This is a genomic window from Agrobacterium sp. MA01 (genome assembly GCF_009650195.1).
In the GTDB taxonomy this organism is placed as follows: domain Bacteria; phylum Pseudomonadota; class Alphaproteobacteria; order Rhizobiales; family Rhizobiaceae; genus Allorhizobium.
The window spans coordinates 106,985-132,451 of sequence record NZ_CP045855.1; the positions used below are offsets into that span (position 1 = coordinate 106,985).

Sequence of the window (25,467 nt, forward strand, 5' to 3'; positions counted from 1 at the left end):
AGCTGCTGATTCTAGCTCAGTCGGCTGCGAGCCTATCGTTTCGAGTTCGGCGGGATGCCTCAGTGACTAACAAAAGTGTTAGTAAGACGCTCTGACCGCGAAGTCGCAGAATCCGCTAAGCTATTGGTCGCAAAGCGGAATGGCTGAGCCGAACGATCTGCGTGTGAGCTCCCTCCTGAGCTGTTAAGGTTTTGTTAACCCTATTTCTCTTGCAGACCAACGGGAATCGTGACTTATCCTTGAGACGGAAATAGCGCGTCTGACGCTAAAAAACCGTCTGAGGATAGAGGCAAAAGTGAACGTGATCGATCGCAACATCGGAAAACCATCAACTTCAGCCAACATTACTCAGCGCGCTGAAGCGCTTTCAGCGAGGCTCCGAGCCGTAGGAGAGCGCGCATTCCCACCAACGGCACAGAAGTCCCTGCGATCATTTACCTCCGGGGAAGTTGCAGAGATTGTTGGCGTGTCTGACGGCTATCTTCGACAGCTGTCGATTGACGGGTTGGGGCCAACACCGGATTTGGGTAACGGCGGGCGCCGATCTTACTCTCTTGAACAGATCAATGAACTCAGGCGCTATCTCGCCACTGCCCGGCCCAAGGAAGCTGTAAGATTCTTCCCGCAGCGGCGCAGCGGTGAAAAGTTGCAGGTGATCACGGTCGCAAACTTCAAGGGTGGGTCAGCCAAAACGACTACTTCTGTCTACCTCGCACAGGGGCTCGCTCTTCAGGGTTACCGGGTTCTCGCGATCGACTTGGATCCGCAGGCATCCCTCTCAGCGATGTTTGGTTATCAGCCAGAGTTTGACGTCGCCGAGAACACCACCTTGTACGGTGCCATCCGGTACGATGAAGAACGAGTACTGATGAAGGACGTAGTCCGTCCGACCTATTTCACAGGGATTAGCATTGTGCCCGGCAACCTGGAACTGATGGAGTTCGAGCATCAGACTCCAAGATTCATGCTGCAGAATAGGGGGAAAGCGGAGGATCTCTTCTTCCGTCGCGTGGCAGGGGCTATCGCTCAGGTGGAGGACGACTTTGACGTTGTCGTCGTCGATTGCCCACCGCAATTGGGTTTCCTTACCATGGGCGCCTTGAATGCCGCCACTGGCATGATCGTCACCGTGCATCCCCAGATGGTTGATGTCGCCTCCATGAGTCAGTTCTTGTTGATGACCTCCGACCTGGTCTCCGTGATCGAGGAAGCCGGAGGTCGCCTAGATTACGACTTCCTTCGCTTCCTGGTCACGCGGCATGATCCTCGCGACGTTCCAGAGCAAGAAATTGTTGGTTTGATGCGAGACGTATTTGGTGCCGACGTGATGTCTGCGACCGCATGGAAGTCGACTGCCATTGCCAATGCTGGGCTTACAAAACAGTCGCTCTACGAGCTGACTAGAGGTGCAGTTGGCCGGTCCACATATGATCGAGCCATGGAGTCAATCAACGCAGTAAACGAAGAAGTCGTTGGGCTCCTGAACCAGGTATGGCAGCGGTGAATCTAGTTCGACTCATTATTTTTCAACGACTTAAGCTGTTGTCAGCTGACTACAGAAGACGGCGTCTGGATTGATGGCCCCGAGAGGATAAGATGAGTAAACGCACACAATCGATCCGATCTCTTTTCGCAGCGGAATCTGGCTCCGCTTCCGCAGAGGGTCTCAGGCCTCCTGTTGAGAGGGTCGCATCCGGAGCAGTTCGCTCATTGAAGGATACATTCTCCGAGGTCGAAAGGGACTACGAAGAGCTGAAGCGTCAGGTTTCAAGCGGCGCGGTTCCTGTCGAGCTTGATACCGAATTGCTTGACCCCTCCCCTTTTGCTGACAGATTCGCTGACCAGGATCTGGCGGCCGTCGAGGCGCTGAAAACGTCTTTTCAGGAGCATGGTCAGGAAATCCCGATCCTTGTCCGAGTTCATCCAACCTCTCCCGGTCGTTATCAAATTGCCTATGGCCATCGGCGAGCAAAAGCGGCCTCGGATCTTGGTCTCAAAGTTAAAGCCTACGTCCGGGAGCTGGACGATGATCGGCTCATTGTTGCACAAGGCGTCGAGAATTCAGCCCGTGAAGATCTGACATTCATTGAACGTGCAACGTTTGCTTTAAGGCTTGAAGACGGAGGTTTCCAACGGACTCTAATTCAGACAGCACTCTCTGTTGACCGCCAGGAAGCCTCGAAGCTTGTAACGGTGGCCCGGGCCGTTCCGCAGTGGATAGTCACGGCGATCGGTCGAGCTCCAAAGATTGGTCGTCCAAGATGGCAGGAGCTGGCCGAACTGTTGAAGGAAACAGGTGCGGAAACAAAAATCCGGAAAGCCATCGAGCACGCCACTTTTCGGCATAAGGACAGCGATGAGCGATTTGCGGTCGTCCTTCGTGCCGCGAAGGCGAAGAATGAGGCAAGCTCGGCGCCGACAAATCGCACATTGGTCGCGAAACTCTCCGATGGCACTGAGATCGCAAGACTGGCCGTTTCTGGCAAATCTTGCAAAATTCAGCTTGATCGAACTCGTGATGAGGATTTCGCATCATTCGTGATGCAACAGCTTCCGGAACTCTATTCGAGTTTCAAAAACCAAACTCAATCTCCGAGCAAAGAGACTGAAGGGAGATAGCAAAAGAAAAAGGCCCCCAAACGTTGCCGTCATGGAAGCCTCTCTCATTGGTCTAAGCAGCCTGAGAATCGCATTTTCATGAATCGCAGTCAAGAGTCTTTGGCATCGTTTTGGTGAGCGGATTTCTTTTGCCTGAAGAAAGGCGAAGGAATATGCAGACTAGAAATGTGACGACGCCCTTTGGGCGGCGGCCGGCTGTGCTTGCTCTTGTAAAGAGGCAGCTCCAGACGTCCGAGACGAAACCAAGCCGCCAGGTCGAAAAATGGAAAGTGTTTCGCGACGCTTGTGAGGCCCGTGAACGCCTTGGCCTCCAGGACAGGGCGCTGACTGTGCTGGACGCATTGCTGACGTTTTATCCAGAGAGCGAGCTCAACTGCGATAGTGGATTGGTGGTCTTTCCGTCCAATGCTCAGCTGTCTGTCAGAGCGCACGGCATAACCGGAACGACCTTGCGGCGGCATTTGGCTGCCTTGGTCGAAGCCGGGCTCATCCAGCGCAAGGATAGTCCGAACGGAAAGCGTTACGCTCACCGGGACAAGAGTGGCGATATCGAGCAAGCCTTTGGGTTCGATCTTTCTCCACTTTTGGCTCGTGCTGCGGAACTTGCGGTTCTGGCACAGGAAGTCGCTGCCGAACGCCTGCAGTTCAGGCGAGCCAAAGAGGCCCTGACTATCTGCCGGCGCGATGTGCGCAAGCTGATCTCCGCCGCGATGGAGGAGGGGGCTGACGGCGACTGGGAAGCCATCGAAGACATGTATGTCGGCATTGTCAGCCGACTTCCCCGCAATCCTGATCGTCACCAGGTGGACGCAATCCTCGACGAGATGCAGCTTTTGCGCACCGAAATCCTCAACCTTCTGAAAAATCAGTTAGATTCTCAAAATATGGGCGGCAATGCTGTTCAAAATGGCTGCCACATACAGAATTCAAAACCCGAATCCATCTATGAACTTGAACCTAGCTCTGGAAAAGAGCAGGGCGGAGCCGTCGAGCTGGAAGTGGCACCCAAAGAGGTTGCTCAGCTGTCGGCAAAGCCGGAACAGATGAAGGCGTTCCCGCTGTCGATGGTCCTGAAAGCCTGCCCGCAGATTTTGGATTACGGGCCTGGCGGGACGATCTCCCATTGGCGCGAACTGATGGGGGCCGCGGTAGTGGTTCGATCAATGCTTGGTGTTAGCCCGTCGGCTTATGAGGAAGCGTGTGAGGTGATGGGGCCGGAGAACGCGGCGGTTGCTATGGCTGCAATCCTGGAGAGGGCAGGGCATATCAATTCGGCAGGTGGATATCTCCGCGATCTCACGCGTCGAGCGAGGGCAGGGGAGTTCGGGCTCGGACCAATGCTGATGTCGTTGATGCGCGCCAATGTGGACGGCGATCGGAAAACGGGGTGAGGGGTTTTAACGGCGCAACGGGCAGGGGGCATAGTCGTACGGCAGTCGTGCCGCTTTTCATTCAACATTCGTTCCACGGTTTCTTGATTTGCTAGGAATCAAAGCGCACCAAAAACGTCTCAATAGCTTCTAGACCTGCCCCGGATGCTGTCCCAAAAATTGAAAACCGAGCCAAATGATACACTGATTTGCGTCTCACGGAGACTGTCTCAGTAGGTATACCCTAAAGTACCTGCAATGAGTCGCCGACTATTTCGACGATGAACAGGAGATAGGCCCTCAAGGGTTAGCATTGTTACGAAGTGTGCTCGCCGACCTGTTTCGAGACCAATCTGGCGACGCAAATGCGGATGAAGAGCTTGGTCTGGCTAAGGAGCTGGTCGCTCTCTTCAAGTCGGGCTTTCGCAGTGAGGAAGAGTTGAAGGCGATTGCTAGAGGCAGCAGCTTTCTCAACCATCACAGTCCCTAAGGACAGCCGGGCTTTGCCTGACGCGACGGCAGTGCAACGACAATCGGGAGCCATCAGCATGATGAGATCAAAGGGCTTGAAAGGAGCGCAGGAGCTATTAATTCGCGCGGATGATCCACGACGTTGCCAAAAACCTGAATTCAGCTCTGACACCTGACGATCTGGCACTACTGGAGAAAGCTTTCGCGCGGGTATGCGAACTGCGCGGCGTCTCTCAAGCATCGCCGCAGGCGCAAGAGGGCGCCAAAGTTCTGATCAGCCTATATCAGAGCGGAATTCGGAACAGGTTCCAGCTGGTGGCGATGCTCACGGGGCAGCGGTTTCCGTAGCGAAGTGTGCCCGACCATTTCGTCAATTGCGCCAACCGAACGATAGCGCCGAGATCGGTATCACTTCCGATCAGCTGTCTCCCGCATTCCCGACTTCGGCCGGAACAAGCAGCTCGAGGCGGTTGCGCTGCTACTTGGGTGGTGGATCTCCGAACCCATCGTCCGACCAGCTACTTGCCAGTCTCGACTCGACTAAGCTTTTCATCAAATTTCAGCGAGCACACCAATTTGATCAATGCCAAGTCCAGAGGCATATGCCCAATAATTTTGCATAAGCTCGATCCGAATTAGCAAATCGTAAACAGATACCCCCTAAATTTTGTAGGTGCCGACCAAGGCATGCGGTTCCGGGGCCCGACCCTTAGGAAAGAGCGGACGCTCGAGATGACCGGATGCAGCAGGCCAAGGGGGCTTTTGGTCGATTGGGGAAGGGTACATCATGACCATCAGGGTCAAGCTACTTGCATGCATCTCGCTGCTGACGGCAGCGCTTATCATCATCTCCGGCTTCAGCTTCTACGCGATGCGAGCAGAAGGAGAGATTGCTAACTCAATTGTTTCCGACCGCGTCATTCCTATGGAGCAACTGAAACGGATCGGCGATGGATATGCAGTTTCCATCGTCGATACCGCGCATAAGGTTCGATCTGGAGCGATGTCTCCCGAAGAAGGCCTAAAGAGTGTCGATGAAGCTCTTTTGACGATTGAAGATCACTGGAAGGCTTACCTCGCGACCGAATTGACGACTGAGGAGCGTCAGATTGTTGATCACTTCGCGCAGGTCCGGACCGAGGCGAATGAAGGCGTTGACGAACTCCGTCGAATTCTTGCGTCTGGTGATCTGTCGACCCTGGCCGAATTTGCCGACAAGAAGCTCTACCCAACGATCGACCCGCTCGGTGCTGACATCTCGAAGCTTATCGACCTGCAGATCGAAGTTTCCAAACAGAACCTGGCGGACGGCAATAAGTTGAGCGCGGCTCTGACGGCACTTATGGTTGCGCTATCGTCCATGGGAGCGGTTGTGGCCGGTCTATCGATCTGGACGGTGCTGCGAGGTGTGCTGAAACCAGTAAATTCAATTACTCAGGCCATGGCGGAACTTGCCGGCGGCAACCTTGACGTTGAGATCTACGGAGAAGGCCGCAAAGACGAGATCGGCAAGATGGCTTCTACCGTGGCCGTGTTCCGGGACAATGCACAGGAGCGCGTTCGCCTCGAACGGGAAGCTGAAGCCAATCGTTCGCTCAGCGAGCGGGAGCGCCTTGAGCGAGAGCGTCAACAGGCTCAGGAAGCAGCCGAAGTGCGGTTTGCGGTCGATAGCATTGGTCATGCCCTCGGCCAGCTTTCTAATGGCAAGCTGAACTACCGTATCGAGACCGTGTTCGCGGAACGGCTGGATCAGGTCCGTGTCGACTTCAATGATGCTGTGTCCCGGTTGGAAGATGCCATGCGCACAGTGGGGCAGAACGCACAGGCCATTGCTGCCGGCTCAAACCAGATCCGGGCAGCCGCAGACGACCTGTCCAAACGCACGGAGCAGCAAGCAGCATCGGTGGAAGAAACCGCAGCAGCCCTTGAACAGATTACGACTACGGTGTCCGATTCCAGTCGGCGCGCCGAAGAGGCTGGCAAGCAGGTCCAGGAGACCAGGCAGTCTGCAGAGCGTTCGGGTGAAATCGTCAGTCGTGCCGTCTCTGCGATGCAGGAGATTGAGTCTTCTTCTCGAGAGATATCGAATATCATCGGCGTTATCGACGAGATTGCATTCCAGACCAATCTGCTTGCCTTGAATGCAGGTGTAGAGGCGGCACGTGCTGGAGAAGCAGGCAAGGGATTTGCCGTCGTCGCGCAAGAGGTTCGAGAACTGGCTCAGCGCTCGGCGTCAGCAGCGAAGGAAATTAAGGCTCTTATCTCGAAATCAGGTGAACAGGTTGAGAACGGTGTTTTTCTCGTGACCGAGACCGGTAAGGCGCTTGAGCACATTGTCTCACAGGTCCAGGCCGTCAGCGTCAATGTTACCGCGATCGTCGAAGGTGCAAAGGAGCAGGCGACCGGATTGAAAGAGATCAACACCGCAGTCAATACGATGGACCAAGGCACTCAGCAGAATGCAGCCATGGTCGAGGAGTCGACGGCTGCCAGCCACTCCCTGGCGAAGGAGGCGGATGCTCTGTTTCAGCTCATTGAGCGCTTCGAGATCAGCAATACGCAGACGAGATCGTCACCAGCCGCAGCCTTATCCAGCTCCACGGCAACAACATCACCTGCTCGTCGCCTGTTAAACCGTGTCGCCACCGCCGTCAGAGGCAACGCCGCAGTGGAATCCATGGCTTGGGAGGATTTTTGAATCCTCCATCCATAATGGTCGCGGGCCAGGCCAATCTGGTCCGCGTCCGCATTCTGGCAGCGAAGGTACACTTGCTGAAGTTGATACCGGGTTGATCACGACACGCATTTTCTGGTCGTGGTTTGAATGATTTTGGCGTGCGGGCACCCCGATCTGCGCGCGTTTTTTAACTGGACAGCCGCCATAAGCGGAAAGATTCAAGCACAGGCTTAAGAGCCGGCTTTAGACTAATGATATCGATACGTTGATCGCCTTTACCCGAACTGCAGGCTATGGCGGCCGTCGGGGCGTCATGAGACGCTTGAATTGGGATTAGCACGGTCTAGAAGATCGCGGCTCTGCCGTAGAACTTGTTCGAAGATTGCAGTGATGTCATGCGACGATATGGCGACGTCGGTGTACCGTCTTGTCCCGATCGCGATGGCCTCTCCTAAACCCCCGATTTCTGCCTCGAGTTTCGCGAAGTGATCAAGCGGATCAGCCATCAGCATGCAGTTTTCCCGGATCAGAACCGCGTTCAGGTTTGTCAGCGCAAGCACCTGTTTCGATAGCGTTTCAGTTCTGTCAATGAGAGCAACAATTGCTTTTGTCAGATCATCGTTTTGAGGTGTCACAGGTGACTGCTCCGGGATAGCCGCGATTTTGACGCAATGTCAGCCGCGGCCACCATAATACATACCAGCTAGCTCTCTGCGCAAACATTTAGTCGCCTGTGGTCGCCGGAGCCTTAGACGAAAGACCAGCCCGACTGTGACAATTGCCATTTATCAAGCTAACGAGAAATTAGCGATTTCTCATTCTAATGACGGATGATTGTTTCACGGGTTTAGGGGACCTGAATGCCAAAAATCACTATTGCGCGTTTGCTGCTGACATTCGCAGCCGTGGTCGTCGTCGGCCTCGGCACATCGATCGGTTTGCAAAGCTACACTCTGTCTCAGCTAAAGGTTGGCGGACCGGTTTACGGTGGGATCATTGGCGGCAAGGATCTCGTCGCGGACATCTTGCCACCTCCGCTGTATCTTGTTGAAGCCTATATGCTGGCGAGTGAGGCGGCTCTGGACCCTGAGAAGGCTCAGAGTTCTGCAGAGAAGATCGCGGCGCTTGCCTCGGATTACCAGACGCGACGAGGGTATTGGCAGTCTTCAAACTTGCCAAGACCACTGAAGGCAAAGCTCGCAGATGACGTTTTGATTAAGGGGGACGCCTTCTGGAACACCTATAACGGTGAATATCTGAACGCCTTGTCAGCAGGCAAGCCGGAGGACGTGGCCGCTGCGATCCAGGTGCTCGGTGGGAAATTCTGGGCCCATGATGCTGCCGTGCGTGAGCTAGTCCAGATGGCGAACGACCATCTAGCGGGAGAAGAGCAGCGCGCGGCGTCAACCTCGGCATCGCTGGAACGGCTGGCTATTGTCGGAAGCGGCATCTCCGTCTTCCTATTTATCGCCGGTATCTGGTATTTCCGACGTCGCGCCATTAATCCGCTGAGTGCGATTTCGGGCTATATGTCGCATCTGGCGGGTGGCGACCTGACAAAGGAAGTGCCGTTTACTCATCGTGTTGATGAGATCGGCGATATTGCCCAATCTGTTGAAGTGTTTCGTCAGGCGGCGTTGGAACGCAAGCGCATGCGCCTTGAGGCAGAGGAGATGCGTGCTGCAAGCCTTGAAGAGCAGCAGCAGCGGGCGACCGAGATGGCAGAGCAGGCTGATGCTCTCTCCCATGTCGTCGACACGCTTGGGGCCGGACTTGCCCGCCTTGCAGAATGCAATATTCGCTTCACGATTGACCATCCGTTCATGAGCGAATTCGAGCCGCTGCGACATGACTTCAACAACGCGTTGGGCGCGTTTCAGACGACGCTCGAGCAGGTTCTCGAAACGACGCGCGCTATCCACGAAAACGGGCAGGAAATGCGGTCGGCCTCTGACAATCTCGCCAAGCGTACCGAACAGCAGGCCGCAGCTCTGGAGGAAACGTCAGCAGCACTCGAGCAAGTCGCTGTGACGGTTGCGCAAGCGTCCGAGCGCAGCGTTGAAACACGCAAACTCGTCGCGGAAGCGAAGGTTTGCACTGAGGACTCTGGCCGTGTAGTTCAGAGCGCAATCGACGCAATGAAGCAGATTGCCAATTCGGCTTCGGAAATCGGTCAGATCATTGGTGTCATCGATGAGATCGCCTTCCAAACCAACCTTCTCGCTTTGAATGCCGGTGTCGAGGCCGCAAGGGCAGGGGAGGCTGGTAAGGGGTTTGCAGTTGTTGCCCAGGAAGTTCGGGAGCTTGCGCAGCGTTCAGCGGTTGCAGCCAAAGAAATCAAGGCGCTTGTCTCCAATTCTGGTGAGCAGGTATCGGTCGGCGTGAAGCTGGTCGATGACACTGGCCGTGCCTTGGGTCGTATCGACAGTTTCGTGACCTCGATCGACAAGAATATCGACGCGATCTCGACAGCCGCAGTCGAACAGTCGGCAGGTCTCAAAGAAATCACAATTGCAGTGAATGAACTAGATCAGATGACACAGCAGAACGCGGCCATGGTGGAAGAGACCACGGCGCTCAGTCACACTCTGTTATCAGCGTCCACCCACCTTTCGGGCCTGGTCAATCGGTTCGTTCTCAACCGTAGAGCCAAGGTTCGTGATGTCAGCGGCGCTGGCGGGCATTTTGAGGGCACTGGACAAACCCCAACCACTCGGGCGGCGTGATATCGACATGATTGCACCTGAGTTGCTGATCGCGTTCCTGGCCCAACTTGGCGTGATCAGCCTTGCCTTAACGATCTGCTCGATTGTCCGCGACAGGGTGAGCGGAGACTTGACGCTCACTCGTCAGGTCGCCAGTGGAATGCTGTTCGGCAGCACGGCGGCAATCCTGATGCAAATGCCTGGCGAACTGATTAACGGCTTCCGGTTTGACCTGAGAATTGTACCGCTAGCGGTCGTTGGCCTGATCTCCGGCCCCGTAGGTGCTGCTGCCGCAGCGGGTCTGGCGACGGTCGCGCGATTTTGGATCGGAGGTGCTGGCACAGTTCTAGGCATCGCAGGGATCTGGATCGCCTGCGGCGTGTCGATTGCAGGTTATCATTTTGCCAAGCGCGGCTATAATTCTACCCCCAACGTGGTCGCGTTCAGTACGCTCAATGCGGGTGTCGCACTTCTCATACTTTTCTTGCTACCGGCGTCTGTCAGAGGAGCGCTGGTGGATGGACACTTATACGCAGCTTTGCTTCTTCTCAATTTTGGCGGGACGTTGATCGCCACATTCTTCATTCGCATCGACGTGTTACGTCGTAAGAATGCGCAGCTAAATGAACTGCACAAACAGATCGTCAGTGCTCTCCCAGACGCTCTGAATGTGAAAGATCTTGAGGGGCGGTTTCTCTTGGCCAATCCGGCGACTGCGAAACTCATGGGTGCCTATGATGCTGCATCGATGATCGGCAAGAGTGACTTCGACTACTACAGCGCGAGAGATGCCTCGCAGTTCTGGGAGCAGGAACAAGCATTCCTTCGCAACCCGCAGCCGGTCGTGCTGGAACAGCAGTTTGAGCGCGATGGCAACGTCATCTGGCTGAACACAGTCAAAGCGCCGTATTTCGATGAAGCTGGTGCTTTGAAAGGGATCGTCAGCCATACTGCTAACATCAGCATTCAAAAAGCGCTGCAGGCCGAATTGATTTCGACGCAGGTTCTTCTCGAGACCGCGATGACCGAGATGGCAGATGGGCTGGCAATGTTTGATTGGGAAGGGCGGTTGATCGTCTGGAACCGTCGTTACCTCGAGTTTTTCCCTTACGTGGATGAGATGACGTGCAAAGGGTGCACTCTTCCAGAGCTGCTGACGGCGGGTGTCCTGCGAGGTGACATCAAGATACCCGACGACAGTTCACCGCTGACTTGGGTTCAGGAAGAAGTTGAGCGCAGCCAGGCAGCAGAGCAATCTGAGCTGATGCTGAGCGGCGGCCGCTGGGTCTCGAAAACGACACGTGCGCTGGCAGATGGCGGCTGGGTTACCCTTTATGCCGATATCAGTGACAAGAGAGCGGCGGCACGTCAGTTAGAAAGCCTTGCCAATCGCGATGGGCTAACTGATCTCCTCAATCGCCGGAGTTTTGATCGACAGCTTGAGGGTGCGTTCGAGGCGGCCAAGAGAGCTTCCCATGAGTTTTCGCTGCTGATGATCGATGTCGACTACTTCAAGGCTTACAACGACACATACGGCCATCCAGCCGGGGACGAGGTGTTACGCCAGGTCGCGGCCGTTCTCCAGTCTGGCTGCCGCATCCCAGCCGATATCGTTGCTCGATACGGAGGCGAGGAGTTTGCGGTCATTTTACCTGGGACTTCAGAGGACGCTGCCCATGCCATAGCGTTGCGTTTGCTGGCAGCCGTGCGCATGCTCGAAATCCCCCATGTCGCCAGCCCGAAGGGCCGTGTGACCATGTCTATCGGCTTAGCTTCGATGGATCACACGATAGGCGACTGTCACCAGCTTCTCACATGGTGCGATGAAGCGCTTTACGCCGCCAAAGCTGCAGGCCGTGACAAACTGCGTGCCTCACAGGCAAGACCCGCCGTTAACATGGGTCAAGCAAGGGTTCAACAGCCGAGAGCTTCCGACCTCTCTATGGCCTGACCCGTTCAAGCCGCTCGTTCGGCCGATAATGCGCACCCCAATAGAGGACACGCATCAACCATTTATTAAGCATAAAATGTTTTAGTAGTATTATTGAAGTGTGCGACAGGAATTTGAAATGAATTTGATGGTGAGAGATCTGATGCCCGCCGTTGCCTGCTATCCGACCGACGTGGAGTTTGAAGTGGCGGCAGAAGTGTTCTCGGCACTCGCCAATCCTACAAGGCTTGCAGTTTTTTGTCGTATCATCGAGCGCGAATGGTCCGTCAACGAACTGGCTGATAGCCTCAGTATCAGCCAATCGGCTCTATCTCAGCACCTTCGCAGGCTGCGGGACAGCAAGATGGTAAAAACTCGTCGCGATCGCCAATCCATGTACTATAGCTGTAGCGATAAGACCGTGATCCATTTCCTGACCTATTCCGGCCTGCTGCGTTGATCTCAGACCATGAAACGTCTCTTGGATCCTCATGACGCCATGAAGGCGCTTGCCCATCCCATGCGCCTAGAATTCTTGGCGTGGCTGAAACAGCCAGCTCAACATTTTGTGGCCGAGACGGTGGCATGGGGCCTGGGTGTGCCTGCGGGCCAGTTTGAGCGCAGCGGCTTGTCGCAGTCAGCGGCATCACAACATCTCTCCGTGCTTCACCGCGCCGGTTTGGTGTCTACCAGACGGTTGGGCAGCCAGGTGCTCTACGCAAGGGACGAAGAGAATCTAGCCCTGCTTAAGACTTGGCTTTCAGAGCATCTGTGAATGTCGAGCGAGCCGCGCCGGCTTTGTAGGAGACCATTAATCGCCGCGCAGAATTCTTCGAGATAACTCAGAGTATCGAGACGTTCTCGGCTTTGGATTTGCCCGTCTTGCGGTCCTGGCCTACTTCGTAGCGAACCTTCTGGCCGTCCTTCAACGCCTCGCCGAACCCGACGGCGGAGATATGCACAAAGACGTCCTGACCGCCGTCATCGGAAGTGATGAAGCCGAAGCCCTTGTCCAGAGCAAAGAATTTTACTGTCCCGGTCGCCATGAACCTCTTTAGTGATTGACACGCCGACCCTACGCGCCACGCGTCCGAGCAGCAAGTTGCATCATATGAGGCATCTGGGGACAGGTCAAAGAATGCATTGATCGGACCGACATAGACGCTTTGCGGAATCGCTGATTGAACCGGTGGTTTTGCGAAATGATGTCCGGGTTCCCACCGCTGTCAGGGGCAACACCGCAGGCAAAAATGAGGCGTGGGAAGATTTCTGAATCTGAGCACTGCTTTGAACTGTACGCAACGGGCCGACATGAGCGGCCCGTTGCGTACAAATGTTGAAAAAAGGAAACCGTTGGTGCACTAGGCCAACAGAAGAAGCATCCCTGTTGGCGAAAATGAGTCATCCCGCGGATGCCGCCGTAGCAGCCCTTTGCCTATTTTGAAAATGAGAAAAATATTTTCTCAAGCTAAGTTAGGTATAGCTTTTCAATTGTCTGACAACTAAGACGAAGAGGCGGCGCACCACGAACTCCGCGACTGTTTCCCGGTTCAGTCTTCCCAGCGCTCGAGGGAAACTGGAGACCCCTCTTCAGCCGCATGCGGTCGTTCACTTACAGGACTTCAGATAGATCATGACGCAACAAGTGGATATCGGCGATATCCTTGACAAACTGGTCGAAAATCATGTGGCGCAGGGCAATCAACTGATCGCCCTGCAGACTTTGGTGGCTTTTCTCCTGGTCGAGATCTCATCGAGCAAGCCGGATCCCAAGCAGTATTTGCTCGAAGCGAGTGCGCGTTTAAGTGGTCTCGCAGATTTGACAGCTCGTGCGACGAAACGAGGAGCCGATACGCCGTATTACTCATCTGCGGATATCGCCGCCACCATGGAGCGCGTCAGCGCTATAGTCGATAATATCAGCATGGCAATTTAGAGTAATTTGCTAAACAGGGGCTTGGCGCTATCTAGGCTCTTGCAAATATCATGGCCCAGTTCGGTAGTGTCGATGACGGTTCGGCATTCAAAAGGTCGTGCGACAATCGCACTAGGAGGTGATTGTCCGCTTTTCGACCATAGAATTGATATTTGTTATTTTCGGGGCCGGTGTAGAGTTTTGATTTGTTGGGTCCTATGGCGACGCAATGCCGAAAATGGACTTGAATTTTCTTCCAAGTCGTTTCTTGGCTTGGTGACCGCTATCCGGAAAATTGCGATATAAAACAATTATATAAGAAAAAATACATAAATTTTTAACTATAAATCGTGCTATGCAAATATTAAGGACTCCTGCGTAAGAGTTTGATCATTAATCGATCGAAGGAGAACCTTTGTGAACGCGTTTCGCGCACTTCTGGCATGCACTTGTCTGAACCTTTTTCCTGCTGCAGCACATGCCCAGCCGCCGGCCCCCGATACCCGTCAGTTGATCACCGCAGATCTTGTCCAGGAGATGCGGGCTTCCCTGGAAACCGAGATCGCTTGGCTAACTGTCGGGGCGCAAAACAACCGATTGCACGACCTGACGCAGGCCCAGATCGACGAGCTGGACACTCAATGGAAAGCCGAGCGTGAAGTGGCCGACAAGCCAGTCATCGCAGCCACACTGTCCAATCCATTGTCGGTTTATCTGGCTCGTATGCAGGGGAGGTCACTTGGCCTCTATGCAGAAATCTTCGTCATGGACCAGAACGGTCTGAACGTCGGTCAAAGCTCCGTCACCAGCGACTTTTGGCAGGGGGATGAGGACAAATTTCAGAAGACCTACAATGTCTCTGAAGATGCCTTGTTCATCGATGAGCCGGAGTGGGACGAGGAAGCGAAGATTTGGCGCAACCAGGTCAGCTTCACCCTCGTCGATGCATCCAGAAAGAAGATCGGTGCCGTCACCATCGAACTCAATCTGACGGAACTTGAACGCCGCAGCCTCACGGCCAGCTGATCAAGCGCCTGGGCCTCCATGATGGCGGGCCTCTACTCCATTAATTGACATGCATTCTTCCGGGACAGGAATTTCCCATGCTTAAGAACCTCTCCGTCAGCGCCAAGGGCTTCATCGCCTTCGGACTTCTCGCCACCATTGCGGTTGCAGCGTCGATCTTCATGCACAACCGGGCTGTTGTCGCCAGCCAACAGGTCACTGAGACATCCAGGATCACCGAAGCTGCGGCGATGATCGACGAGTTCTCGAACGATCTTGACATCGCCAACGAGCAGGTGAAGACTTTCTTGCTGACCGGCAACCGTGATCATGTCACGAAGGTGCAGAATGTGCTTGCCGAGATGGCAGCAGACGAACCGAAGCTGCAAGCGACGATATCCGCGGTCGCGCCGGAAGACTTGCCAAAAATCAACGATGCGTTTGAAACGCTCTCAACCTGGAAAACCAATTTCGTCGATCGCCAGATTCTGCTGATGCGCGATCCTGCGACTGTCGAGCTGGCACGAGCGATTGAAGTCACCGGTGAAGGCGAGGCATTGGCCGTCGCGTTCGAGGAGACGCTCGCCGAGGTGAAGACCACTCTTTCAGCCCGAGCGACTGCAGCAAGCCAACAGCAGAGCACCGCACTGGCCCTGGTGGAGACCGTCAGTCTTGTCGCCGCAATCGTTGTCGCGGCGGCTGCCGTCCTGATGGGCTTCCTGAACTTCCAGCTTGTCTCTCGTCCGCTTGGCAAGCTTGCCGACAACACCACACGGCTTGCCAATGGTGAACTCGACATCGCAATTGACCAGGGCGGTAAGGACGAGATCGGCCGTATGGCGGCGGCCATGCAGATCTTTCGCGAGGCGGCTATCGCCAACAAGCGTTTGGAAGCCGAAGCCGAAGGCAACCGTCGCCAGGCTGAGGCGGACCGTATCGCTGCCCAGCAGCGCGCCGAAGCCGATGCTGCCGAACGTTTGCGGGTTGCCACCTCAGGTCTCGCTGCTGGCCTAAAGCGTCTGGCGGCTGGTGATCTTGCCTTCCAGATTGATGAAGCCTTCGCCCCCGATTTTGAGAGCCTGCGTCACGACTTCAACCAGTCGGTTCGCCAGCTGAACCAGACCATGGCGTCGATCACCACCAGTGTCGCGACCATGGAAACCGGCACCCGCGAGATTGCGTCGGGCACGGATCAGCTGTCGAAGCGCACCGAGCAGCAGGCGGCCGCCCTTGAAGAAACGGCCGCAGCCGTTGAAGAGATCACCGCCAACGTCTTCAATTCGACAAAGCGCACCGAAGAAGCCCGCAGTGTCGCATCACACGCCAATACTTCTGCGAACGAATCGTCTCAAGTTGTGGCGCGTGCCGAAGAAGCCATGCGCCGGATCGAAAGCTCGTCGCAGCAGATCTCAAACATCATTGGCGTCATCGATGAGATTGCTTTCCAGACAAACCTGCTGGCACTCAACGCTGGAGTGGAGGCAGCACGTGCCGGTGACGCTGGCAAGGGTTTTGCCGTCGTTGCCCAGGAAGTGCGTGAACTTGCCCAGCGTTCAGCGCAGGCGGCCAAGGAAATTAAGGCGCTCATCCAGAACTCCTCTTCCGAAGTTGCAGGCGGTGTGGACCTGGTTCGCAAAACCGGAGAGGCGCTGCGCACGATCGGCGGTTTCATCACCGAGATGAACACCCACATGGATGCAATCGCTCTGTCGGCCAAGGAACAGGCGACCGGCCTCTCGGAAGTCAACCACGCCGTCAACGCGATGGACCAGACCACCCAGCAGAATGCTGCCATGGTCGAGGAATCCAATGCCGCATCGGCAGCACTTGCCTCCGAGGCCGCAAAGTTGCGCGAACTGGTTTCGCACTTCAGCATCGACGGCATACAGCAGACCCAGGCGTCAGCACTTCGCGAAACGGCTCGTGCCATGGCTCAGACCCCCGCCGCAGCAAGCCACGCTGCAGCTCGCACGCAGCGCGCCTCCGAACTTCGCCAGGTTGTAGCTTCCGTGCCGCGCAGTCATGGCACCACCGCTGTGGCACTGGACGATTGGCAAGAGTTTTGATGGGGCGGCACCGAGATCGTGCCCGCAACACACACGAGTGGGTGAGAGGCGATGGAAAACCCAGGTGCGAATAGTAGCTGTCCAGATGACCCATCCGCGGCGAGCCCGATCGCACAGATCTGGCAGCAACTGTGCCAGTCATGGCAAGAGCATTACCGGCTCTGGAGAAGTGCGGTGCGGCGCCGCGCGATCGCTGAGGCTTACCAGCCAATCATTCGCGGTGTCCTTCTGCCTGCGGCTGCTTACTATCTGTTTGTCACCTGGGGGCACTTCTATGAGGAGGAAGGCTTCAACCTTCTGGTGCTCGGGGGCATGTCGTTATTCACTGCCCTGAGCTACGCCTTCTTTCGAGGGGTCATTCTCGCGCGGCCGAAGATGACTTTGGCCGGTCTTGAGGCCGTGGGACTGGCCATGAACCTGTTGATGTTCATCAATGTGGTGATCCACATGCAGATGCATCTTGAGGAGCAAAAGCTCGTCTATTTTGTCCTTATGGCGGTGTTATTCTCGACCACTGGAATCACCCTGCGCGGAACCTTCGTGAGTGTGGTCCTAGCATTAGCCGGTATGTTCTGGTTTGCCCGACAGGCCTCGCCTGAAGTGTTCAGTCAATTCGCGTTTATCGGGATGGCAACGTCATTTGCGTCCTTCGGCATGGCGACCCTGTTACGCAAAGCCATCATCCGTCAAATCGATGCGCGCCTGCTGGCAGATCGTTACGCCTCGCTCGATGGATTGACCGGTGTTGCAAACCGACGCTCTATCATGCGGCGGCTCGACGAGCTTGTTCTCGACAACAAGCCGTTCTGGTTGGGGATCCTCGACCTGGATGGCTTCAAGTCCGTCAACGATCTCTACGGCCACTCTGCCGGTGATCGTCTATTGTGTGAGGTGGTCGATCGGCTCTCTGGGCTGGAGCTGACGAAAATCGAAATCGGGCGGATGGGCGGCGACGAGTTCGCAATACTCTGTTATTGCGAGCCGCATCCGACCGACGTTACCCAGATTGGTGACACGATTATATCGGTGATCTCCAGGCCCTACGACCTATCGCCAGTCCAGTTGAACATTAGCGGTACGATCGGCTTTGCACACTTTCCCACCATGGGGACGTCCTCACGGGATCTCTATGATAAAGCTGATTACGCCCTGTACAGGGGTAAGCAGCATGCGCGTCGCCAAGCAGTCGTGTTCACCGACAGCCAGGATCTGGAGATGCAGGAACGCCTGACGCTTGAGAGGGCATTACGGGGTGCCAAACTCGAAGAAGAACTGAGCCTTCTCTTCCAGCCGCAGGTGGATGTGGCCTCTGGAAATGTGGTCGGGTTCGAAGCGCTGGCTCGGTGGGACAGTCCTGTCCTCGGGCCGGTGCGACCCGATCGATTCATTCGGGCCGCAGAACGCGCCGGCTTGATCCAGTCCGTTACCCGCACTCTGTTCAGCAAAGCCCTGAACGCAGTTGATCTCTGGCCCTCCGAATTGAGCGTGTCGTTCAACCTGTCTGCCCATGATCTCACCGACCGAACCTTCATCTTCTCGCTGGTGGCGGAGGTCATGGCTCGCGATATAAAACCCAGCCGGATCGAATTCGAAATCACCGAGACTGCCGTGATGAAGGACATCACGGCCGCCCGCGCATTGCTGCAGGATCTCGCGGCCCTGGGTTTCAAGATTGCGCTGGATGATTTCGGTTCCGGCTATTCCAGCTTCGAATATCTGGACGAGCTGCCGCTCACCAAGGTCAAAATCGATCGCAGCTTTGTTCGCAAGGTGGCAACCAGCGCTACTTCACAGGAGATCGTGTCCGGGGTCATCACTCTCTGTCGCAATCTCGATTTGTCATGTGTCTTGGAAGGTGTCGAAACTCAGCAGGAGATGGAAACACTGGCGCCGTTGTCGCCGCAGCTCATCCAGGGCTACCTCTTTGGAAAACCCATGTCGCAGCGGGATGTGCTGTCCTTGCTTCTAGACGAAGCTCGAAAGGCTGGCCGAGCGATGTAACTATGAGCGATTGCCACAGCCTTAGCATCGACAGTAAGCCTCTCGCAGACCTTTTATCAGTCAGGAGCGTCAAACACCGGCCCGCTCGGACTGAAGTTGAAGCTTTCGAGCCGAAAGTGCCCGTCATTCAACGCAAGCACGGTCACACTTGCAGGACCAACCGGGATGATGCGCTTTGGTGGCAGTGAGAGCAGGCCATCAAGCAGTGCGCGAATGACACCCCCGTGACACACGACCAACAGACGGTCTCGGGTGGCTTCGCAAGCGTCTGTCAGAGCTTTGAGGGTGCGGCTGCGGAAGTCGTGCCAGCTTTCGCCTTGTGGGGGCACGAAGGTGCCGGCGCGCCAGCCTCGGTAAGCCTCTTCATCTGCCGCGATCAGGTCAGCAATCGCTTGGCCCGTCCAGTCGCCCACATCGATCTCCCGGAATTCTCTCGAGCGAACCGCATCGTCGAAGCCAAGAAGTGCGGCGGTCTTGTGTGCCCGTAACAGGTCGGACGTTAGGACATGATCCGGCGCCATGGCTTCGATCACAGGGCGCAGTGCTTTGGCTTGGGCTACACCGCGAGCCGACAGATCGATGTCTGCCTGACCCTGGAGCCGGCGCACCGAGTTCCACTCGCTTTCCCCATGCCTCACCAAAAAGATTCGCTTCATCAGACGCGGCCTCCCTCGTTGGTGAAAAAGCCGCTCGGTTTCTGCGGTAGCTGAAAGTGGACCTCGTCGCCGACCGTTAAGTCCGGCAGCAGGTCAACGATCGCGGTGAGGCGAAGACCATCTCGAACACCTGTGACCATGAAACGCCCGGCCATCGGGCTTGCTTCTGCAAAGTCGAGTGTGAGCGTACGGGCCGATGGCGTTGCTGCGAGTTCAAGCTCCTCCGGCCTGAACATTGCGGATCCTGATCGACCTTCGAGCTCGCCGTCTGACCACTTGTCCCAATAGGTGCCATTGCTGACTGGGATGAGGTTTGCGGGCGGTGTGCCGACGAATGTTGCAACGAAGGCTGTCTGGGGATCAGTGACGAGTTCTTTTGGGCTGCCAAACTGCTCGATGCGCCCGCCATTCATCACGGCAACATGGCTTGCCATGGTCATGGCCTCGACCTGGTCGTGGGTCACATAGACCGATGTCGCGCCCGTTGCTCGATGGACGCGCAAAAGCTCGGTTCGCATCTCGACACGCAGTTTGGCGTCGAGGTTGGAGAGGGGTTCGTCGAACAGAAGGATGCCGGGTTTGGGGGCAATCATTCGAGCAATCGCCACCCGCTGCTGCTGGCCGCCGGAGATCTCGTTTGGATATCGATCTGCAAGCTGGGCGATGCTCAAGAGATTGAGAACCTCTTCCACGCGCTGTTGCCGAGCGCTCCGATCCATGCCGGCAACCTTTAATGGCCAGTCGATGTTTCCAGCGACTGTCATATGGGGCCAAAGGGCATAGGACTGGAATACGAGGCCAGCATCACGCTTTGAGGGCTCGATCACCCAGCCCCGGCTGCCGTCAGAGACCGTCGTGTCACCGAATGTGATTGTGCCTGATGTCGGGGCTTCAAGGCCGGCCAACATGCGCAGCATGGTGGATTTGCCGCAGCCGGACGGTCCAACGAGCACCAGGAACGCACCTTTCGGGACTGAAAGGCTCACGCCTCGAACCGCTTGGAAGTCACCGAACTGTTTGTGAAGGGAATCGATCTTGATCATGATTGCAACCACGGTTGTGATTTGGCCTGCAGGCGATTGGCAAGGAGCGTCGCGGCGATCGAGATCGCAAGAACGACGACGGTGATGGCGTTGGCGAACTGCGTGTAGCCGTCCGACGCGTAGCGATAGGCAAGCACCGACAGGAGCGGCATTGTCGGTGTGAACAGGAGAACAACCAGCGAGAGGTCGCGGACGATTTTGACGAAGACAACCAGCGCGCCTGCCGCGAGCCCGCGAGCCGCAAGCGGAACGGTGATGGACATGAGACGCCGCACAAAGCTTGCGCCTGTCATCCGCGCACTCTCATCAAGATCACCGGAGACCTGTTGGATGACCGCACGTCCTGTCTGAACCGAGAACGGAACCAGATAGGCCGTGGCGGCGATCACAAGCAGGGCAAAGGTGCCGTAGAGCGCGGGTAAGGGGCCGATCGGCGCGCCGAGAAGCGCAATATAGGCTGCCCCAAAGGCGATGCCCGGTACCAACAGCGGAAGGAAGCTCAGCTGGTTGATAACAGCGACAAGCGGGCCGGAACGGAAGCGGGCAAGCACGAAGGCAATGAGAAGGCCAACCACAGAGGCAGTCAAGGCGACTGCCAGTCCAAGTCCGACGGTAATACCCGAGGCGGATACAATAAAGGGGTTGTTCCAGATGCCGGCCTGTCCGCGGGCGATCGTAGGATCGGATGCGCCAAACCAATAATGCAGTGTCCAGTTTGAAAACAGAGCCGATGAAGACGGCGCCAGGCTCGATGCAATGAGAATGATAACCGGGACGATCGTCGTTGCCGCACAAATGACGGCTGCAGCAAGAAACAAAGGCAGCTTCGCCGATCCGAGCGTAAAGCGCTTGGCTCTTCCGCCTTTGCCTGTGATCGTCGCGTAGGACCGGCGTCCGGAGATCACCTTGTTGCCAAGCCATAAGAACAGGGCCGAGACGATGATCAGAAGAATGGCCAGCACATAGCCGCGCTCCACCTGCCCGATTTCAATCATGCCGTAGAGACGTGTGGCGAGCGTCTGCATGCGCACCGGCAGCCCAAGTAGAGCAGGGGCTGCAAAGTTCGAGACAGCACCCGCAAAGGTCAAGGAGGCACCCGCAACGAGCGCGGGGAGTGCAACGGGCAAAATGATGCCGAGAAAGATGCGCCGGCGTCGCGCTCCGGCCATCTGAGCGGCTTCCACGAGATCGGAATTGATGGTGGCCAGCGCCGCTGCGATGACGGTGAAAGCGAGCGAATAATAATGCGCGATCAGGACCACGAGCGTTGGTACCAGACCCCAGGCAAGCCAGTCCGGCACGGAAAAGCCGAGGCCTTCGAGAAAGCCGATCTGACCGCCCACTCTGTCGTTACGAAACAGTGATCCCCAGGCAAGGGCTGTGGCAAAGCTTGGGATCATGAAGGGCAGGGTGGCAAGGAGCCCGATCGTCCGGCGAAATGGCACGTCCGTCATGACGACGAGCCAGGCCAGAAAGCCGCCAATCAAGACACAGCCGACAGCTACGCCAACGCCCAGGATGATGGTGTTTGTCAACGGCCGCCAGAAGAGGTTGCGCGACAGATTGCTGAACAACACGTCTGACCAGGCAGTGACGGCTGACGGGGAGACCGTGATGGCAAAGATCTTGAGCAGCGGCGCTGCAATCAATCCAGACACAAGGATCAAGACGAAGAGCTTCAAACCGAGGCCCGGGCTTTGCATGCGCCAGGGACCGGCGGTTCGACTGGATAGTGATGGCATGAATTCCTCCCGAGGAAAGACGTGGGCCGCAGCGCTGCCACTGCAGCCCCGTTCTGATCACTGCAGCTGCAGAACCAGATCACCGACCGACTTACGGAGCTCTGCGGTCCGGGCGGGGTCAATTCTCCAGCCCGTGAAGTCGGCAAGCGGGATGGCATCCGGATGGCCGGTGATGTCCTTGCGCGTCGCCCAATCGCCGGCGACATAGAAGGGGGCGTAGCCTTGGCCACCGGTTTCGCTATCGTCTCCCATCAGAAAGTCGATGACCAGGCGCGCTGCGGCTGGAGACTTTGTGCCCTCGGTCAGGCCGAGAAGGGCAGGGAAGACGATGCCATTTGAAGGGGCAACGTCATTGGCAACCTGAAGAGCCCAGCCCTCATCCTCGTTGTCGCGCCGATCGGAATAGCTGGTGAAACCTACAGGAGGGTTCTCCTGACCGATCTTGCCGATCGCTGCGTTGACGTCATCCGTCGAAGCGAGAAGCACGAGGTCGTTCTGAAACAGATCGACGATGAACTGATGACCAGCCGTCTCCACGCCTTCGTCCAGTTCGATGGGCTTGCCGAAACGGGTCTGATACGCGTTCGCCATCTCTTCAGAACGCAGGACGAACTCGGTCATCAGATCGAGATAGTCCCCGCGCTGCAAGGGATCGACCATCACGACCTTACCCGTCCAGTCGGGTGTCGTCAGATCCCAGAGGTTCTTGATTGGCGAACCGTCTTTGTGAGCCTCTTCATTGTACATCAGCACCTTGGTGGAAAGGCGCTGTGCCAGAAGCGGTGACTTGTAGGCGTCGTCGAGATCGCCAGCGACGCGCGGCGGCACATAGTTCTTCAGCAAGCCCGTGCTCAGCAGTTCTCCAAGGACGACTGGGGCATCGGAGACATAGATGACGTCGGCATTGGGGATGCCGGCTGCGGCCTCGGTACGCAGTCGGGTGATCATCTCAGTCGATGACATATCAAAGCCGATCAGGTCGATGCCGGGATAGGCCTTCTCGAAAGCCTCTTCGACACGGGCGATGCGGCTCGTGAAGGAGTAGACGGTCACTTTCGCCTCTTTTTGCGCGAGCGGCAAAAGTGCCTCGGGTGACAGCGTGTCGAGCTCTTGCGCCAGTGCAGGTGCTGCCAAGAGGCCGATGGAAGTTGCGATGGAAAGTATGCGGTTCATGTCATTTCCTCCCAGAGTGAAGGTGGTTTGCACCACCGATAATGCTAGATGAATTGCAACAAACATGTGAAACGCAATTCAAATTGCAGAATTTCGGCGCACGGACACCGGCGCACCATGCGCGGATGTTACCGTCGATCGAAGGACGCGATGAGCTCTCCCAACGTCTCGAGCTGTGTCAGCGACCGTTTCTCGTCAGATTGCGCGATCGAAAGGATCAGTCCATTGCAGATGGCCATGGGCACAGTCAGTGTCTGGAATGCATCTGTCTTGCCCGCTCGCGGCGCGGACAGGAGATGGTCGCCCTGTGGCGACAAAGATGGACCGACTGCGCCTGAAATGACGATGCTACGCGCGCCGACTTTTCTGGCATGCTCCATCAATGGCGTGTAAGCGTCTGGCTGGCGTCGGAAGGCAAACAGGATCAGCGCATCCTGCCTCCCCATGGTCAGGATCTGTTCTGCCATGTCGCGGCTATCGCCGCTGACGACAACAGTATCGAACGCCATTCGACGCAGACGCCTGTCCAGCAGAACGGCAAGCGTCTCGGCATTGCCTCTTGCGAAGATGAATATGCGCCGGCATTCGGATATCGTTTTTGCCGCATCACTCAGCCTGCTTTCGTCGATATATGCCGTCAAACGCGAAAGCGCTTCGACTTCCTGCTGGATGAGCAGGTCGAGGATGCTTTGACCGCGGGAAATCTCGAGCGTCTTGCGAACGCGCAAAGCTGGATCGGTCTTGACGATAAACTCGTCGCGGATCGCGTCGCGAAAGTCCGAATAGGTTTCAAAGCCGAGCTTGCGTGCCAGACGACCAGCCGTTGCTTGATGGACGCCCATCTTGCGCGCCAGTTCCAGCGCCGTACCCAATGCCACATCACGTGGCTTGGATATTATCTCCTTGACCAGCTTTCGCTCGGCAGGGGTTAGCGTCTCTGCGACGGACTGGACGCGTTCGGCGAGTTGCATGATGTTCTCCTTGTTTCTTAAAAAGCACAATGAGAAGTACATTGCAACAAGAAGTTCGTTTGCAATAAAAATTGCAGAAATGGGCGGTCTGTCAGATGGTTGAGGACAACTTTAGATTGTAAAAGGCGAGGTGGTAGCGAGTATAAGTTTCAGCATCTATCCTAGTGATCTCATCGCCCCAAACCTTCATTCCGGATCTTCACTCTTCCGCAGAATCAGGGGCACTACGGCGAGGATGAGCAATACGACTGTTGTCGACAGTACGGCGGTCGCTTCCAGTCCTAACCCGGCGATGATACCGATTCCAGCAGTTGCCCATATGCTCGCCGCTGTTGTAAGCCCTTCTATTTGGCGCTGTGATGAACGAACTATTATCGCGCCTGCCCCCAGAAAACCGATACCCTGTACAACCCCTTGCAAAACGCGCGACAGGTCGCCTACTTCCATACCGCTCTGAAGTGGACCAATCACGAAGAGTGCTGCGCCAACAGCCACAAGCATGTGAGTTCGCACACCAGCACTTCGCCTTTTCCGTTCACGTTCGTAACCGAGGATCCCGCCCAAAATCGCTGCGACCAAGAGGCGGACTGTGATGAGGGTTATTGTGGAGACATCAGGAATGTCGGCAAATTCTGCGGCTATCGTTGACCAAATCACGTTCATTGAAAAACTTTCTCATACAGCTGACAAATCCGTTAACGAACTGGAGCGGCACGGCGTGATCCTATTTATATGTTCTAAAGTGGCCAGCTTTTGTTTCGCTGGCCTAGAACATTTTTCCCGGACTACCAGAGAAGCGCCTGCATCACATGTGGAAACGATCCTATGACCAAGGTGGTCCCTGTCTTATCCTCTAATGACTCTGGGATAAAGCTACAGGATCTGGTTCGCAAAATCGGAGAGGCGCTGCGCACCATCGGCGACTTCATCACCGAGATTAACACCTACAGGGGTATGTTTTGGTTTGTATGTCGCTTCGCTTGTAATGACCCGTCAATCGTTAACATGGTCGATCCAGTTGTAGGCCGCTTGGACCATATCCAGATCCGAAACCTGGCTCACAATCGCAGTCTCGACCAGTAGATGTGCAATCGCACTCGCGACATCAAATTGAGCAGGCTCA

20 protein-coding genes are annotated in these 25,467 nt (G+C 56.0%); 12 read left to right on the top strand and 8 right to left on the bottom strand.

Features of this window, described 5'->3' with window-relative positions:
- The first annotated feature begins 295 nt into the window (after positions 1–295).
- The 4 genes from repA to GH983_RS22555 all read left to right on the top strand — a co-directional run bounded on the left by repA (position 296) and on the right by GH983_RS22555 (position 7,158).
- Positions 296–1,504 carry a plasmid partitioning protein RepA gene (repA, locus tag GH983_RS22540; RefSeq protein ID WP_064334277.1) on the top strand — a complete coding sequence of 403 codons (1,209 nt, stop codon included), beginning with the start codon at positions 296–298 and terminating at the stop codon, positions 1,502–1,504.
- A gap of 92 nt (positions 1,505–1,596) precedes the next feature.
- Positions 1,597–2,619, top strand: a complete 1,023-nt coding sequence (gene repB, locus GH983_RS22545) for a plasmid partitioning protein RepB (RefSeq protein ID WP_113426518.1) — start codon at positions 1,597–1,599, stop codon at positions 2,617–2,619.
- Between the two features lie 152 nt (positions 2,620–2,771).
- Positions 2,772–4,010 (top strand): plasmid replication protein RepC, encoded by a 1,239-nt coding sequence (gene repC / locus GH983_RS22550; RefSeq protein ID WP_097143216.1) that lies wholly within the window; start codon positions 2,772–2,774, stop codon positions 4,008–4,010.
- A gap of 1,237 nt (positions 4,011–5,247) precedes the next feature.
- Complete coding sequence (locus GH983_RS22555; protein WP_153763744.1) at positions 5,248–7,158, top strand: methyl-accepting chemotaxis protein; 1,911 nt, start codon at positions 5,248–5,250, stop codon at positions 7,156–7,158.
- Between the two features lie 290 nt (positions 7,159–7,448).
- Here GH983_RS22555 and GH983_RS22560 read toward each other — a convergent pair whose 3' ends face one another.
- Positions 7,449–7,772, bottom strand: a complete 324-nt coding sequence (locus GH983_RS22560; protein ID WP_153763745.1) for a hypothetical protein — start codon at positions 7,770–7,772, stop codon at positions 7,449–7,451.
- 225 nt (positions 7,773–7,997) lie between these two features.
- On the opposite strand from GH983_RS22560, the gene GH983_RS22565 reads away from it, so the two are divergent.
- The 4 genes from GH983_RS22565 (at position 7,998) to GH983_RS22580 (ending at position 12,547) form a co-directional block, all read left to right on the top strand.
- Positions 7,998–9,863: a HAMP domain-containing methyl-accepting chemotaxis protein gene (locus GH983_RS22565; protein ID WP_153763746.1), complete on the top strand. Its 1,866-nt coding sequence runs from the start codon at positions 7,998–8,000 to the stop codon at positions 9,861–9,863.
- Between the two features lie 7 nt (positions 9,864–9,870).
- Positions 9,871–11,793 (top strand): diguanylate cyclase, encoded by a 1,923-nt coding sequence (locus GH983_RS22570; protein ID WP_194842847.1) that lies wholly within the window; start codon positions 9,871–9,873, stop codon positions 11,791–11,793.
- A gap of 127 nt (positions 11,794–11,920) precedes the next feature.
- A complete protein-coding gene (locus GH983_RS22575) occupies positions 11,921–12,232 on the top strand; it encodes an ArsR/SmtB family transcription factor (protein ID WP_371418517.1) in 312 nt (103 codons plus the stop codon).
- Positions 12,233–12,253: 21 nt separating this feature from the next.
- Positions 12,254–12,547 carry a helix-turn-helix transcriptional regulator gene (locus GH983_RS22580; RefSeq protein WP_153763763.1) on the top strand — a complete coding sequence of 98 codons (294 nt, stop codon included), beginning with the start codon at positions 12,254–12,256 and terminating at the stop codon, positions 12,545–12,547.
- A gap of 67 nt (positions 12,548–12,614) precedes the next feature.
- Here GH983_RS22580 and GH983_RS22585 read toward each other — a convergent pair whose 3' ends face one another.
- Positions 12,615–12,818 (bottom strand): cold-shock protein, encoded by a 204-nt coding sequence (locus GH983_RS22585; protein WP_153763748.1) that lies wholly within the window; start codon positions 12,816–12,818, stop codon positions 12,615–12,617.
- Between the two features lie 587 nt (positions 12,819–13,405).
- Between GH983_RS22585 and GH983_RS22590 the strand changes: the two genes are divergently transcribed.
- The 4 genes from GH983_RS22590 to GH983_RS22605 all read left to right on the top strand — a co-directional run bounded on the left by GH983_RS22590 (position 13,406) and on the right by GH983_RS22605 (position 18,759).
- A complete protein-coding gene (locus GH983_RS22590; RefSeq protein WP_153763749.1) occupies positions 13,406–13,708 on the top strand; it encodes a hypothetical protein in 303 nt (100 codons plus the stop codon).
- Positions 13,709–14,104: 396 nt separating this feature from the next.
- Positions 14,105–14,713 (top strand): hypothetical protein, encoded by a 609-nt coding sequence (locus tag GH983_RS22595; protein ID WP_246727622.1) that lies wholly within the window; start codon positions 14,105–14,107, stop codon positions 14,711–14,713.
- Positions 14,714–14,790: 77 nt separating this feature from the next.
- On the top strand, positions 14,791–16,758 hold the full coding sequence (locus tag GH983_RS22600; RefSeq protein WP_153763750.1) for a methyl-accepting chemotaxis protein: 1,968 nt from the start codon (positions 14,791–14,793) through the stop codon (positions 16,756–16,758).
- Positions 16,759–16,809: 51 nt separating this feature from the next.
- Entirely contained in the window at positions 16,810–18,759 is a 1,950-nt protein-coding gene (locus GH983_RS22605) for a bifunctional diguanylate cyclase/phosphodiesterase (protein ID WP_246727624.1), read from the top strand.
- Positions 18,760–18,815: 56 nt separating this feature from the next.
- Here GH983_RS22605 and GH983_RS22610 read toward each other — a convergent pair whose 3' ends face one another.
- The 6 genes from GH983_RS22610 to GH983_RS22635 form a co-directional block, all read right to left on the bottom strand.
- The gene (locus GH983_RS22610; protein ID WP_153763751.1) at positions 18,816–19,415 is read right to left on the bottom strand and encodes a histidine phosphatase family protein; all 600 of its coding nucleotides are present in this window, start codon (positions 19,413–19,415) and stop codon (positions 18,816–18,818) included.
- Positions 19,415–20,458 (bottom strand): ABC transporter ATP-binding protein, encoded by a 1,044-nt coding sequence (locus tag GH983_RS22615; RefSeq protein WP_153763752.1) that lies wholly within the window; start codon positions 20,456–20,458, stop codon positions 19,415–19,417. The genes GH983_RS22610 and GH983_RS22615 overlap by 1 nt, the downstream gene beginning before the upstream one ends.
- A complete protein-coding gene (locus GH983_RS22620; RefSeq protein ID WP_153763753.1) occupies positions 20,455–22,200 on the bottom strand; it encodes an iron ABC transporter permease in 1,746 nt (581 codons plus the stop codon). The genes GH983_RS22615 and GH983_RS22620 overlap by 4 nt, the downstream gene beginning before the upstream one ends.
- A 57-nt stretch (positions 22,201–22,257) precedes the next feature.
- Positions 22,258–23,373: an ABC transporter substrate-binding protein gene (locus GH983_RS22625; protein ID WP_153763754.1), complete on the bottom strand. Its 1,116-nt coding sequence runs from the start codon at positions 23,371–23,373 to the stop codon at positions 22,258–22,260.
- A 128-nt stretch (positions 23,374–23,501) separates the two neighbouring features.
- On the bottom strand, positions 23,502–24,344 hold the full coding sequence (locus tag GH983_RS22630) for a MurR/RpiR family transcriptional regulator (protein ID WP_153763755.1): 843 nt from the start codon (positions 24,342–24,344) through the stop codon (positions 23,502–23,504).
- A gap of 186 nt (positions 24,345–24,530) precedes the next feature.
- A complete protein-coding gene (locus tag GH983_RS22635; protein ID WP_153763756.1) occupies positions 24,531–25,007 on the bottom strand; it encodes an MgtC/SapB family protein in 477 nt (158 codons plus the stop codon).
- Positions 25,008–25,467: the final 460 nt, after the last annotated feature.

What these genes read in the sequence shown, in the direction of transcription:
- repB (WP_113426518.1), top strand. Translation starts at nt 1,597, where the DNA reads ATGAGTAAACGCACACAATCGATCCGATCTCTTTTCGCAGCGGAATCT.
- repC (WP_097143216.1), top strand. Translation starts at nt 2,772, where the DNA reads ATGCAGACTAGAAATGTGACGACGCCCTTTGGGCGGCGGCCGGCTGTG.
- GH983_RS22555 (WP_153763744.1), top strand. Translation starts at nt 5,248, where the DNA reads ATGACCATCAGGGTCAAGCTACTTGCATGCATCTCGCTGCTGACGGCA.
- GH983_RS22565 (WP_153763746.1), top strand. Translation starts at nt 7,998, where the DNA reads ATGCCAAAAATCACTATTGCGCGTTTGCTGCTGACATTCGCAGCCGTG.
- GH983_RS22570 (WP_194842847.1), top strand. Translation starts at nt 9,871, where the DNA reads ATGATTGCACCTGAGTTGCTGATCGCGTTCCTGGCCCAACTTGGCGTG.
- GH983_RS22575 (WP_371418517.1), top strand. Translation starts at nt 11,921, where the DNA reads ATGGTGAGAGATCTGATGCCCGCCGTTGCCTGCTATCCGACCGACGTG.
- GH983_RS22585 (WP_153763748.1), bottom strand. Translation starts at nt 12,818, where the DNA reads ATGGCGACCGGGACAGTAAAATTCTTTGCTCTGGACAAGGGCTTCGGC.
- GH983_RS22590 (WP_153763749.1), top strand. Translation starts at nt 13,406, where the DNA reads ATGACGCAACAAGTGGATATCGGCGATATCCTTGACAAACTGGTCGAA.
- GH983_RS22600 (WP_153763750.1), top strand. Translation starts at nt 14,791, where the DNA reads ATGCTTAAGAACCTCTCCGTCAGCGCCAAGGGCTTCATCGCCTTCGGA.
- GH983_RS22605 (WP_246727624.1), top strand. Translation starts at nt 16,810, where the DNA reads ATGGAAAACCCAGGTGCGAATAGTAGCTGTCCAGATGACCCATCCGCG.
- GH983_RS22610 (WP_153763751.1), bottom strand. Translation starts at nt 19,415, where the DNA reads ATGAAGCGAATCTTTTTGGTGAGGCATGGGGAAAGCGAGTGGAACTCG.
- GH983_RS22615 (WP_153763752.1), bottom strand. Translation starts at nt 20,458, where the DNA reads ATGATCAAGATCGATTCCCTTCACAAACAGTTCGGTGACTTCCAAGCG.
- GH983_RS22620 (WP_153763753.1), bottom strand. Translation starts at nt 22,200, where the DNA reads ATGCCATCACTATCCAGTCGAACCGCCGGTCCCTGGCGCATGCAAAGC.
- GH983_RS22625 (WP_153763754.1), bottom strand. Translation starts at nt 23,373, where the DNA reads ATGAACCGCATACTTTCCATCGCAACTTCCATCGGCCTCTTGGCAGCA.
- GH983_RS22630 (WP_153763755.1), bottom strand. Translation starts at nt 24,344, where the DNA reads ATGCAACTCGCCGAACGCGTCCAGTCCGTCGCAGAGACGCTAACCCCT.
- GH983_RS22635 (WP_153763756.1), bottom strand. Translation starts at nt 25,007, where the DNA reads ATGAACGTGATTTGGTCAACGATAGCCGCAGAATTTGCCGACATTCCT.